Raw genomic sequence first — 13,466 nt, 5'->3', positions numbered from 1 at the left:
CAGTCATTTTATTTAGTTGTATGGTTATACACTTCCCAACCCATATAATTTCCCAGAGCTTCTTCTAGTATGGTGCCGGTCTTAGAGGCGTTCATGACCACATGGTGCTCGAAACCATTCCTGCACACATAATTCATCAATCCTTGGAGGTTTTCAATTTTGGCCACAGCTCTGTTGCCAAACGTTTTTAGTGGATCATCAGTTAATTCTCCCTCCCCAATATAAGCTTTAATGATGCCCTTAGGATCATCTGTGCTGATTCTGCCGTAGGTGAGCGGATTAGCCGGAGTACGCCCATCCAATGCGCCATACGTGTTTTCTACACCTACGGAGTTTCCAAGAATCGGAGCGTTGCTAATCTCAATATCAGGCAAAAAAGATTTCGCCCAGTTGCCACAATGGAATAGTACACATTTATTGGGGTCATTGGCGTAGTTATTGTTCCAATCTACCAAGGCACTTGGCGAACCGGAGGCCAACTGCATGGCATACATACTCAAAGTGCCTGTTACATCTACTTCGCAAGCAGAAGGCAACATGTTTTCGGACATAATACTCATACTCGTACATACATTGCAACCGAAATTCTGTTGCAAAGAAGTCCAACATTGTATTGCGGTTGCGTCCAAGGCATATTCTTCTACAAAATTATTTAATACAACATCCAATTTTGCTATCTGAATCATGGCCTCATCAGGAGTTTTTCCTTTCGGGGCATACGAATTTATAGCTTCTAAGTGTTGCTTTACAGCAGGGTCATCTTTAGTTAGTTTGTTTGCATTTCCGAGAATCTCAGATAAATCTACTGTAGTAACCGTAATCCCATTGCGTTGTAAAATCTTCTCAGAATAACGTACTGTATTGAACGCCCCGGGTCGGGCGCCTACGGCACCAATTCTTACATTTCGCAATCCTTTTACTACCCTACATACAGCCACAAAATCTACTAAATCCTGCTGAAAGTACACTTCAGATGGCCACATTACGTGTTGGCTGGTTAGCGAATATTTTATTCCGTATTGATACAAATTGTTGCATACCGAAATTTTGCCACACCAAGAGTCGCGTCGGTTAACAACATTCATTTTAGAGAGCTCATCGGGATACGCCTGAATTAAAACAGGAACATTCAAGTTTGCTAATTTCAAAGTGTCGGCCACACCTCTTTCGTCACCGAAATTTGGTAATAATACTAAGATACCGGCAATTTCATGACTGTGTTTTTTAAAAAGTTCGGCGCATTTTTGGGAATCTTTATAGGTTTCAACTCCTCCTAATTTAGTGTCCGTATTTTCTAATAAAATAGGTTTCAATTTCAGCTTGGCAAAAACATCCAGAATTTCTGTTCTTGCTTTTTCAACTAAGCTGTCCGGGAAAAAATCGCGGTTTCCTATAATAATTCCTATACCTAAGTTTAACTTTGACATATTTTGTTTAATTAGTGATATTTGTTAGGTTATGCTACAATGACTTCTATTTCATTATCCTTAAGGACTTTTTGATCCTTCTCTGCAATACCGGAATCGGTTATAATAAAATCAATTAAAGAGAGGGCGCCTAAACTAGCCAATGCGCTTGTTCCAAACTTGGTATGATCGGCTACTAAATACGTAATTTCAGCCGCATGGATCATTGCTTTTTTTACAACAAGATCGCTTAAACTGGGGTAGGTAAGTCCATATTTCAGGGATATTCCCGCAGTCGCCAAAAAAAGTTTCTGAACATTTAGACCTTCAAAAAAGTCAGCGGCCTTTTGGCCGGTTAAAGAAAGCGTTGGTCCTTTAAATTCGCCTCCCGTCATGATCACATCAATGCCCGGTTCGGGCCCCAATAGCAACGCAATATTTAGGGCGTTAGTTATTACCGTTAAATTCGTGTACCCGATAAGTTTCTTGGCTATTTCCGTAGTCGTACTTCCAGAATCTAAGATTATCGTATCCCCACTTTCAATAAACGCTAGACATTTTACTGCAATGGCCTCTTTTAATTCTAGGTTCGACTGATTAGCCAATTGTAAACTTTGCACTTGACTAGGAATGTTTTTCAGAAAAGCACCTCCGTGCTCTCTAACAATTAAACCTTCCTCTTCCAGTTTTTCAAGATCCTGACGAATGGTAACTTCTGTAACTTTAAAGATTCGCGCAAGTTCAACCACCTTGGCGAAACCATCTTCTTTGATGATGTCTAGTATTTTTGATTTTCTTTGTTTTGGTAGCATATAACAAAAATAAATAAATATTAATAAATAAACGTAAAATTTAAAAATAATTGGCACCTCTATTTTAGACATATACAATAAAGAATGTCATGTAATTAAAAAAAATGCCCACAGAATTAGTATTTCAGTGGTGGGGACTAAAATTTCAAAAAATAAGAGTAAAAATAATCCGTTGGCAAGTTGATTATGTAGTGCTTATTTGATGCTAAAATCTTAATTATTTGCTACGATCCTGAAGCAAGTAATGAAGATTTCTTCTTTGTATCTTTTTAGCCTGAGCAAAAATTGAAGAAATCCAGTCGAAATAAACAAAAGGTTATAAATAAACTAACTAGATCACTTTAGACCATTTTCGGTTGCTTCATAATCGAATTTTTAGACTCTATTTTTATATCTCTCTATAGGTTTTTAGTTTAATCTTTCATCATTTTTATCATCGTATTTAAACATCAATTGTTATATTCCTTGATAAAAATCTATACCCGCTTTGGCAGGATTGAGTTACATAAACCGATACTATCAGATCCTCCCAAACCTTGCGATATACCGCTTATAAATGAAAGCTCAAATTTATTTTTGGGCTAATAAATTCAGATGCTTGATCTTCATTGAAAATAACTATTAGATTACACGAAACTATAGCCGTTAAAATTATGGTATTCGAACGTAATTTCTGTTTTATACCAGAACTTAAACAAATTGCAATATATCATGCATCAATGTATTGCAACATTAGACCCCCAATCCCTTAGCCGATCACTTCAAGAGGCACTAAAACACCCTAAAATCTTACAGAAAAACTAATTTTCTCGTTTTAGGTGTTTACTGTTATCGTAAAAGCAGCTCTTATCCTTTTTTTAGTTGACAGACAAAATGTACAAAATTTTATATATTTTCAAGCATAACTTAGGTTCCTCTTCTGAGCTTATCTCAGTACTTTTTTTAACCGGTAACCGGAAATTAGGCTCAGGGTGTAACGGGAACTTGAAGATGGTGCCCTTTGTGCATCGAGATTTGGTCTTACCACAAATAAAAAAATTCTTGAAACTGACTATCCCCGAGGCAAGCCATAGGGGTATTTCGCCAGTTTCATTTTGGCCTTTGGGCCAAAATCCGAAATTTTGTATTTTACCTCACCCGGAACTGCAAAAAGGCAGTTCCGACCTCTCCAAAGGAGAGGTAAATAGGAAACCCCCACCCAAGGGTCGGGTAATCTTTAGATTGAAACTGCATTTGATATCAATTTTACCTAAATAATGTAACCATCGAAAACCTTTAGATCGCGATTCCTACTATCTCTTTATTTTTTTTACACCCATAATGTTTAAATACAAGATAAGTATTACAGCAATTTACATTGGGTTTTACATTTTTTCTACACAAAACAAATCCTTACCTTTGCCCCTTACTAAAAATAGCATTATGCAAGACGGAATTTACGCAAAATTTAATACCAATAAAGGTGAAATAGTAGTAAAACTAACCCACGAGAAAACCCCTGGAACCGTAGGAAATTTTGTCGCTTTAGCGGAAGGAAATTTAGAAAACTCGGTGAAACCGCAAGGAAAGCCCTATTATGACGGCCTAAAATTTCATAGAGTTATTCCAGATTTTATGATTCAAGGCGGATGTCCTTTAGGAACCGGTACCGGCGATGGCGGGTATAAATTTGATGATGAGTTTCATGTAGACCTAAAGCACTCTGGCCCAGGAATTTTGTCTATGGCCAATGCGGGTCCGGGCACCAACGGCACCCAGTTTTTTATTACACATGTAGCTACCCCATGGTTAGATAACAAGCATACCGTATTTGGTCATGTTGCCAAGGGACAGGATGTAGTAGATGCCATTGCGCAGGGCGATAAAATTGAAACTTTAGAAATTCTTCGCGTAGGTGTTGCTGCCGAACAATGGAATGCGGTAGAGGCTTTTCGCACCTTTGAAGGATCGCGCGAAAAAAGATTGGCCGAAGATCGCAAAAAAAAGGCCGCAGCACTGGAACAATTAGCCGCCGGTTTTGAAAAAACCGAAAGCGGACTTCGATACAAAATCATTCAAAAAGGCAAAGGAGAAGTTAAAGCAATAAAAGGGAAATCCGTTTCGGTGCATTATGAAGGCGCCTTAGACAACGGACAGGTTTTTGATTCTTCGTATAAGCGCAATCAGCCTATTAGCTTTACCCTGGGTGTGGGTCAAGTAATTCCAGGTTGGGATGAAGGCATTGGCCTATTGTCTGTTGGCGATAAGGCTCGGTTTGTAATTCCGTCCGATTTGGGTTACGGAAGCGCCGGCGCAGGTGGAGTAATACCACCGGATGCAATCTTGGTCTTTGATGTAGAATTAATGGCGGTAAAATAACTTATAAAAGATTTATTTTTTTGCGTTGATGATCCTTATTTTCAAGTATTTCCATGACTGGAAATAGAATAGAAATGTACCACAGAAGGGGTTCCAAAACAATCTTAATTATTACCTAAACCCCTTGTATATTTTCATTATTTCGTACTTATTTGATACTACAATCTTCATTATTTACCTCGATCTCGAAGGGAGTAATGAAGATTTTTTTTTTGATGTACCTCAAGGTCTAGGCAAAAATTGAAGAAATCGAGTTAACATAAACAACCAGCATTCTATGTTTGTGTCTATCCTTGGGCTCGTATTACAACTTCGTTTTACTCCCTCCTACACTCAAAATAAGTAAAAGGATATTAATTATCAATAAAATACATAGTGTTCCTAAAAATGTGGACATGGCAGGTTGATGATTAGTTGTTTATGGGGAATCTATGCTTTAGATTATAAAAAAGGGAAAAGGTTGCGTGGAAAATAAACAATTTCTTGAAACTGACTATCCCCGAGGCAAGCCATAGAGATATTTCACCAGTTTCATTTTGGCCTTTGGTCCAAAAAAACCGAACTTTTGTATTTTACCTCACCCGGAGCTGCAAAAAAGCAGTTCCGACCTCTCCTTTGGAGCGGTAAATAGGAAACCCCGACCTAAGGGTCGGGGAATCTTTAGATTGAATAAAAAAGCCAAGTGATTGAAAAAAGCCCAAGGTCATTATTCAAAAAAAAAAAAAAAAACCCGATCCAATAAAGGATCGAGTTTTATGTCTTAAAAAAGTTGTACCGTAAGTATTAAATCACTTTTACATTTACTGCGTTCAATCCTTTTTTACCTTGTTGTAGTTCAAATTCTACAACATCACCTTCACGAATTTCATCGATTAAACCAGAAATGTGTACAAAGTGATCTTCGCTTGAGCCATCTTCAGTGATGAAACCAAAACCTTTGGCATCATTGAAGAATTTTACTGTTCCTTTACCCATTATAAAAAATTAAAAAAATTAAATTAGGTACAAAGGTAGTAAAAATATTTCACAAAGAACTTTTTCGCGGTTATATTTTAAATTTGAATTCCTACACAGCATTATATCTACACTACGAAGGTTAACTTATGGGTAAAGCAAGGATGTTCGTACCCTAATGTGGTTCTACTTTGGCAAGAAAATAGTACGGTCTATAAAGATATAATACCGGACAACTCCTTTAATGCAATTTCCGAAAGTTTGGCCTGAAATTGGGAATTGGTATAGCGTACTTTGGCATTTACATAGTTTACCTGAGCTGCTCTAAATTCAACAGCAGGAATAGTCCCAATATTAAATTTATCCAAAGTGATATCTAAATTTTCTTTTGCAATCTCTTCATTTTTAGCCTCCAACTCTATCAGTTCTAAATTCGTTAAATAGGTTTGGTATACAGATGCTAATTGCGACTGTAAGGTCTGTGTTTGCCGGGCAATTGCCATTTCGGTATTTTCCAGTTGAATCTTAGCTATTTGTTCGTTTCTATTTTGTAGTGACCCATTAAAAATGGGTATGGAAGCGGCAATACCATAGCTAAGACCTTCGCCTTGGGATTGTATGGCAAATCCGATAGGATTTTCGGAGCGTGTAAAATTGTAGCCAGTGTTTACGCTAATATTTGGCATACGGTTGGCTTTCACCTGTTTTTGCTCTAGTTCTTGTATTTTTTTATTGATAATTTGCAATTGGAGTTCGGGATTTTGCTCTGTGGCCAAGGAAATCAAATCATGTAATACCAAAGCTCGGTCTACCTTTATCGTATCTACCACACTAAATTCAGTATCTACATCTCTGGCGAGAATTTCATTTAGGCGTATTTTGGCATTGGCAAAAAGTTGGTTTTGGTTCAACCGGGCAGTTATATCCGTATTTAAATCAACCTCGGCATTAAGCACCTCAAGTTTAGAGGCCTTACCAATAATATAACGGTTTTGTGCAGTTTCTAGGCGCTGTTTAGAAATCACAATAGTAGTATCTAAAGCAACCAACTGCTGCTGTAATTGTGTAATTTCGTAATAGGTATTAAAAATAGCACTTACCGTAGTGAGAATGGTAAATTTCAATTCGGTTTCTCCTTGCGCTTCCAAAGCTTTCAATTGGTCGTACCGAGCAAACATTCGAAAACCGTCGAAAATTGTCCATTGCAACTGCGCACCATAAGATTGATTAAAAGTTCGAATGCCGTTCGTTATCCTTTCCTCTCCATTGGAAAAAGTAAGTTCGGTATCTTGTATGTTATTGGTTCTGGCAAAATTGCCACTAAGTACAGGCAATATACCGGCATTGGCCAGACTTTTGTTCTTTTCGTCTATCCTTAATTCATTGGATGCAATCTTAATATCGAAATTATTTTGGAGCGCAATTTGTACCGCATCTTCTATGGTGAGTACTTTTTGAGCACTAAGGGTACAACTTAGTGCTACGATACAAAGAGTGCTTACTAGTATTTCCCGTAAATTCATGCTGCTAATTTAAGACACTTTCCTTTTCAAGCAGTTCCGCCCTATCAAATTCGGGTCTGTGTTTCCGCTCTCGGGACCACATTAAATAAACTGCCGGGATTACAAAAAGAGTCAATATTAAGGAAAAAAGTGTGCCGCCCACAATAACAATACCCATTCCCATTCTACTGGTAGAAGCTGCACCCATAGATAATGCTATGGGCATGGCTCCCAAGGCAAGTGTTAAACTGGTCATTAGAATAGGTCTAAGGCGCGACTCCGCTGCTTCTACAATGGCCTTCGATTTAGACATGCCTCTTTCTCTAAGCTGGTTGGCAAATTCCACAATGAGAATTCCGTTTTTTGTAACCAATCCTATGAGCATAACGGTTCCTATCTGACTAAAAATATTCCAAGTTTGTCCAAATAACCAAAGTGAGAAAAGGGCTCCTGCTACGGCCATAGGTACCGTGAGTATAATAATAAGCGGATCCATAAAACTTTCAAACTGACCTGCCAATATCAAAAATATAAGCAATAAAGCGAGCCCAAAAGCAAACATGGTGTTCGAATTACTTTCTGCAAAATCCCGCGATTCTCCTCCTAAATCCGTGGTAAAGGTGTCATCTAAAACGCGCTGCCCAATACGTTCCATGGCCTCAATCCCATCACTGATACTTTTTCCGGGTACCAAACCAGCCGAAATGGTGGCAGACATATAGCGGTTGTTATGGAATAATTGTGGCGGACTACTTCTTTCTTCAACACTCACCACATTGTCAAGCTGTATAAGTTCGTCCCGATTACTTTTTACAAAAATGGAGGTTAAATCTAAGGGGGTTTCCCGATCGCTCTTATCAAATTGACCAATAACTTGATACTGCTTTCCATTCATCATAAAAAAACCAAAACGCTGTCCGCTAAGGGAAAGTTGCAACGTTTGCGCAACGTCTATCACAGAAACTCCAAGGCTTTGTGCTTTCTCTCTATCGATGTTTACATAGAGCTCCGGTTTGTTAAATTTAAGATCAATATCTACTACTGAAAACGTAGGATCATTGCCGGCTTCTTCTAAAAACTCTGGTATTTTTTCTTCTAGTTTCTGAAAATTTTGGGCTTGAATGATATACTGTATGGGGAGACCACCTCTTCGGTTTACCGAAATGGTAGGTTGTTCATTAACTAGGGTACGTATGCCCGAATACTGTTTGGTCCATGCTGTAAGGGCGTTGGCAATTTCGGTTTGCGACCGTTCTCTTTCAGATGGATCTACCAACGCAATTCGCGCAAATCCGCTATTAACGGATGACGAACCAAAACCGGGTGAGGTCACTACTAAACTCGATTTAAGCTCCGGAATAGAATCATGGAAAAGTAGCGATAATTCCTGCATGTACTTATCCATATATTCGTAACTTGCTCCTTCGGGGCCTTGCACAGAAATACGAAGCATACTTCTATCGTCATAAGGAGCTGTTTCTTTTGGTAATATTTTATAAAACAAAAAAATCAACCCTAAACATGCAAAAAGGATGGGGAAACTCAGCCATTTGCGCTTCATAAAGCTACCCAAGGCGTTCGCATAGCTTTTATTGAGGTTTTCATAAAAGGGCTCCGTCATTTCATAGAACTTAGAGCGCTTTTGTTTGCCCCCTTTCATTAAGTAGGCATTTAGCATAGGGGTTAGCGTAAGGGAGACAAAGGCCGAAATTAATACCGCCGCCCCTATGACGACTCCGAATTCCCTAAAAAGCCTTCCCACAAAACCCTCTAAAAAGATGATAGGTAAAAATACCGCAGCCAACGTAATGGAAATAGAAATCACCGCAAAAAATATTTCATTAGATCCCTTTATCGCCGCTTCAATGGGCGACATGCCTTCTTCTACTTTTTTAAAGATGTTTTCTGTGACTACAATACCATCATCTACTACCAGACCCGTTGCCAAAACAATAGCCAAAAGTGTAAGCACGTTTATAGAAAATCCAAAAATGTACATGATAAAAAAGGTAGCTATAAGAGACACCGGTATGTCGATAAGCGGCCTAAATGCCATGGCCCAATTTCTGAAAAACAAGTAAATGACCAAAGTAACCAGAAGCAAGGCAATAAGCAATGTTTCCGCTACCTCCAGTATGGCTTTTTTAACAAAAACACTATCATCTATTACGATGTTGAACTCAAAATCGTCCGGAAGATCTTTTTTAAGGCTTTCAAACTGCTGATAAAATCCTTCGGCGATGTCCAGATAATTGCTTCCGGGTTGGGGCGAAATGGCTAATCCAATCATGGTTTGGCCATTATCGCTGAGACGGGTTTCCATGTTTTCAGCTTCCAAACTGGCCTTACCCACGTCACTAAAGCGAACTATTTTCCCTCCATCGGATTTAATAATGATATTATTAAACTCTTCTTCAGTATAAAGATTCCCAATCGTTTTAACGGTGAGTTCCGTACTTGCACCCGTAAGTTTTCCCGATGGTAATTCTACATTTTGACTGTTTAGCGCTGTACGGATATCGGCAACCGTTAGTCCATAGGAGGATAATTTAATAGGATCTATCCAAAGCCGCATGGCATATTTTCGCTGACCCCAAATACGTACACCGCTAACTCCGGCAATGGTTTGTAATCTTGGTACAAGTACATTATCGGCATAGTCGGTAAGTTCCAACACATTTTTGTTGTTGCTTTTTACAAGCATGGAAATAATGGTTTGGGCATTGGCATCGGCCTTGGACACAACCGGGGGGGAATCAATATCGGGAGGTAAATTACGAACGGCTTGCGACACCTTATCGCGCACATCATTGGCGGCTTCTTCCAGATTTTTTTCGAGTTTAAACTCTATATTTATCGTACTGGAACCTTGCACACTGGAGGAGGTTATGTTTCGGATTCCATCAATAGAATTAATTGCCTTTTCTAAAGGCTCGGTGATCTGCGATTCTATGATGTCGGCGTTGGCGCCCACATAATCGGTACGCACCGAAATTTGCGCAGGATCTATAGAAGGAAACTCCCGAACACCTAAATACGTATACCCTATTATACCAAACAATATGATGATGAGATTCACCACAATAGTGAGTATTGGTCTTTTAATACTTAGGGTTGATATATTCATGATTGTGTCGTATTAAGCAAGGTAATGGCTAACGGACTTCCATCTCGCAAGCTCATAATACCGGTAGTCAGCACAGTATCGCCTGCTTTTAACCCCGATATCACCTGTATATCCTTATCGGTTCTGGTCGCCGTTTCTATCAACACTTCTTTGGCCAATCCATTGGAAGATACAAACACTTTTTTGCCGTTCTGTATAGGTATTACCGCTTCCGAAGGAATAAGAATTGCACTATCCTCTATGGCCAAAGGCACAGCAACACTAGCAAAAGTACCGGGAAGTAATTTGCTTTCTTTATTGTCTGCCAAAGCTCTAATTTGCTGTGTTCTCGTAGTGATCTCTATACCCGGTTCTATGGCGTATATTTTAGCAGTAAATGCTTCCTGATAGCCGGCAACCCTAAAACTAATCTCAGTATTTGGGGTTACTACGGGCACATATTTTTCAGGTATAGAAAATGTAACTTTTACTTGATTGATGTTTACTAAATTCGCAATTAACGTAGTAGGCGTTACATAGGTTCCAGGCGATATGGAACGCAGTCCTATTTTACCGGAAAAGGGTGCCACAATTGAGGTTTTAGCCAATTGCGCCTGTACCAGCTCGGTTTGGGCTAACATGGATTTGTACTCCGAATTGGCTACATCATATTCTTCTTGACTAACCGCTTCTTTCTGCAATAATAATTTAGCCCGCCTTTCATTTTCCGCAGCAAGGGCTTGGCGTGTTTGTGCTTGAGATAATTGAGCCTTTAATTCCTGATCATTAATTTTTACTAACAATTGCCCTTTGTTTACAAAAGAACCTTCATTAAAAAAAATGCCTTGTACTATTCCCGAAACTTCACTCCGTATTTCAACCTGTTCGTTAGCTTCAATAGACCCGGAAACCGAAAGTTCATTGGCAAATTTTCGCGGCACAATCTTATATCCGGTTACGGGAGATGCACTTTTTACGGTAGCCGCTACTTCGGAAATCCCCTTTTCCGTACTATTGCTTTTAATGCGGTAGAATACTAGCGAGGCAATGACCAGCACCAGTAAGGTTATAATAATATGCTTTGGTTTCATGATTTTGGTTCAACAGCCTTAGCTTTTTCAAAGCTAATTTTAAATAATGTAATACCACGAAACCTTTAAATTTAATTAACATTTATTTCGCGTTGTAATGGAACAAAAAGGCAAGGCGATGCCACCTTTACAAGAAAAAAGCCTTCCATATACGAAAGGCTTTTTCCGATTTTTTAAAGGCAAACCCGACTCTACCATTCGGGCAAGTTATGGGCTTTTATATGTTCGGTTGCGGGGTTAAGCGCAAATACGGTTTCACCTCATTTACCCCTTTAGGAAAAATGTGTTTGGCATCGGCCGTAGAAATGGCCGGACTAACCACAACTTCATCTCCATGCTCCCAATTAGCAGGCGTAGCCACTTTATGATAGGCAGTAAGTTGTAAAGAGTCTATAACCCGGAGCAGTTCATAAAAATTACGGCCGGTAGAAGCAGGATACGTCAGGATTAATTTTACGGTTTTGTCCGGAGCCACAATGTACACTGAACGCACGGTGAGATTGTTGTCTGCGTTAGGATGTATCATATCGTACAGTGTAGATACCTTTTTGTTTTCGTCGGCAATAATCGGGAAATTGATAGTTGTTTGCTGCGTTTCATTAATGTCCTTAATCCAATCCGAATGCGATTGAAGACCGTCTACACTTAAAGCAAGCATTTTTACATTGCGTTTATCAAATTCTCCTTTAAATTTTGCAGCCGTACCCAATTCAGTGGTGCATACCGGTGTAAAATCGGCCGGATGAGAAAATAAAATGCCCCAACCATCGCCGAGATACTCATAAAAATTCAGTGTGCCGGCAGAGCTTTCTGCCGTAAAATCTGGGGCAACGTCGCCCAATCGTATGGTAGCCATATTTTTTGTTTTAAGATGAATTATTTATACTCCATAAAATTAATAGATTAAAAATAAAACGGTAAGCTTTGTCGGTTAAAATTGTATTAAACTTTATTTTTGAATTATGTAATTTGAACACTGTTATCAAAAGTTGAGCCTCATTCTCCATGCCTCAATCTAGTGATTCTTATGATAGCAGTAATTCGCAAAAATAATTGAAAAAATGAATAAAGAAACGCTGGCTGCCATGCAATATCCTATAGGCCGATTTACAACTCCAAAAATCATTAGCGATACCGACATAATGGAGTGGATAATAGAGTTGGAAGCTTTGCCGGAAGATTTGGCTTCTTTAGTAGCTCCGCTATCGGATACTCAATTGAATACGCCCTACCGACCCGAAGGGTGGACCATAAGGCAAGTGATACACCATTTGGCAGACAGTCATTTTAACAGCTATATTCGATTTAAATGGGCGTTAACCGAAGATCTTCCTACCATAAAACCATATGATGAGAAGCAATGGAGTATTTTGTTTGATGCGCGTACGGCTCCTATATCCCTTTCCTTAAACGGTCTTTCTGCTGTTCATGCCAAAATGGTCTTTCTTTTAAAAGGGCTGTCTCCCAGTGATTTGGAGCGTACCTACATACATCCTGATGGAGAAACCGTTTATAGTATTAAAGAAACTATCGGTAGATATGCTTGGCACGGCAAACATCATTACACACACATAAAGAATGCGTTGGTTCGAGAAGGTTGGTTGTAAATTTTTCCGTTGGGCGCTACCTCGCCGTTGTTCCATTTTAGTAGCTCCGTTAGAACAAAAATGAGTGTTTACTTCCACTTAATATTACATCCAATACTAGGCTTTTGCATTTGGTTTACAGATTCTCCGGCTACAAGGGCATTCAATGCATCACAGATGTCTTTACCGCTAACCGGTATACCATTTCCGGGACGAGAATCATCCAACTGACCCCGATATACTAATTTCAAATCAGCATCAAAAATGTAAAAATCCGGGGTACAGGCAGCATCATACGCCTTAGCCACCCCTTGGTCTTCATCGTATAAATAAGGAAATGCATAACCTTCTGCCAAGGCTGTTTGCTTCATAAGATTCGGAGCGTCTTCGGGGTAATTTTCGATATCATTACTAGAAATGGCCACAAACCCAATACCCTTTTCAGGGTACGTTTTACCCAATTGAGCCAGTTCTTTATTAATGTGTTTCACAAACGGACAGTGGTTACAAATAAAGGCAATTAAAGTGCCTACACTACCTTTACACTGCTCTAAACCTACCTTTTTTCCGCTTATGGTGTCTAAAAGCTCAAAATTTGGTGCCACCGTACCTAAGGGTAGCATATTGCTTGCTGTTCGTGCCATTTTTCCT

General features: G+C 39.1%; 10 protein-coding genes. 2 read left to right on the top strand and 8 right to left on the bottom strand.

Annotated elements, in window-relative coordinates; all coding sequences use genetic code 11:
• Positions 1-8: 8 nt before the first annotated feature.
• Both U1E44_RS13255 and U1E44_RS13250 read right to left on the bottom strand, forming a co-directional pair.
• The gene (locus tag U1E44_RS13255) at positions 9-1,427 is read right to left on the bottom strand and encodes an L-fucose/L-arabinose isomerase family protein (protein WP_322931578.1); all 1,419 of its coding nucleotides are present in this window, start codon (positions 1,425-1,427) and stop codon (positions 9-11) included.
• 29 nt (positions 1,428-1,456) lie between these two features.
• Positions 1,457-2,218 carry a DeoR/GlpR family DNA-binding transcription regulator gene (locus U1E44_RS13250; RefSeq protein ID WP_322931577.1) on the bottom strand — a complete coding sequence of 254 codons (762 nt, stop codon included), beginning with the start codon at positions 2,216-2,218 and terminating at the stop codon, positions 1,457-1,459.
• A gap of 1,422 nt (positions 2,219-3,640) precedes the next feature.
• On the opposite strand from U1E44_RS13250, the gene U1E44_RS13245 reads away from it, so the two are divergent.
• On the top strand, positions 3,641-4,576 hold the full coding sequence (locus U1E44_RS13245) for a peptidylprolyl isomerase (protein WP_322931576.1): 936 nt from the start codon (positions 3,641-3,643) through the stop codon (positions 4,574-4,576).
• Between the two features lie 783 nt (positions 4,577-5,359).
• On the opposite strand, the gene U1E44_RS13240 is transcribed toward U1E44_RS13245, so the two are convergent.
• The 5 genes from U1E44_RS13240 to U1E44_RS13220 form a co-directional block, all read right to left on the bottom strand.
• The gene (locus U1E44_RS13240; RefSeq protein WP_322931575.1) at positions 5,360-5,551 is read right to left on the bottom strand and encodes a cold-shock protein; all 192 of its coding nucleotides are present in this window, start codon (positions 5,549-5,551) and stop codon (positions 5,360-5,362) included.
• Between the two features lie 191 nt (positions 5,552-5,742).
• The gene (locus U1E44_RS13235) at positions 5,743-7,053 is read right to left on the bottom strand and encodes a TolC family protein (RefSeq protein WP_322931574.1); all 1,311 of its coding nucleotides are present in this window, start codon (positions 7,051-7,053) and stop codon (positions 5,743-5,745) included.
• 4 nt (positions 7,054-7,057) lie between these two features.
• Entirely contained in the window at positions 7,058-10,159 is a 3,102-nt protein-coding gene (locus U1E44_RS13230; RefSeq protein ID WP_322931573.1) for an efflux RND transporter permease subunit, read from the bottom strand.
• On the bottom strand, positions 10,156-11,229 hold the full coding sequence (locus U1E44_RS13225; RefSeq protein ID WP_322931572.1) for an efflux RND transporter periplasmic adaptor subunit: 1,074 nt from the start codon (positions 11,227-11,229) through the stop codon (positions 10,156-10,158). Before U1E44_RS13225 ends, U1E44_RS13230 begins: the two co-directional genes overlap by 4 nt.
• 217 nt (positions 11,230-11,446) lie before the next feature.
• On the bottom strand, positions 11,447-12,085 hold the full coding sequence (locus U1E44_RS13220) for a peroxiredoxin (protein ID WP_322931571.1): 639 nt from the start codon (positions 12,083-12,085) through the stop codon (positions 11,447-11,449).
• A gap of 205 nt (positions 12,086-12,290) precedes the next feature.
• Here U1E44_RS13220 and U1E44_RS13215 point away from each other — a divergent pair, with 205 nt between their 5' ends.
• Complete coding sequence (locus U1E44_RS13215; protein WP_322931570.1) at positions 12,291-12,836, top strand: YfiT family bacillithiol transferase; 546 nt, start codon at positions 12,291-12,293, stop codon at positions 12,834-12,836.
• Between the two features lie 68 nt (positions 12,837-12,904).
• Here U1E44_RS13215 and U1E44_RS13210 read toward each other — a convergent pair whose 3' ends face one another.
• Positions 12,905-13,459: a thioredoxin family protein gene (locus tag U1E44_RS13210; protein ID WP_322931569.1), complete on the bottom strand. Its 555-nt coding sequence runs from the start codon at positions 13,457-13,459 to the stop codon at positions 12,905-12,907.
• Between the last annotated feature and the right edge of the window lie 7 nt (positions 13,460-13,466).

The sequence above is a fragment of the Aurantibrevibacter litoralis genome (assembly GCF_034651555.1).
Taxonomy (GTDB): Bacteria; Bacteroidota; Bacteroidia; order Flavobacteriales; family Flavobacteriaceae; genus Aurantibrevibacter; species Aurantibrevibacter litoralis.
This window is presented reverse-complemented; position numbering and strand designations above follow the sequence as displayed.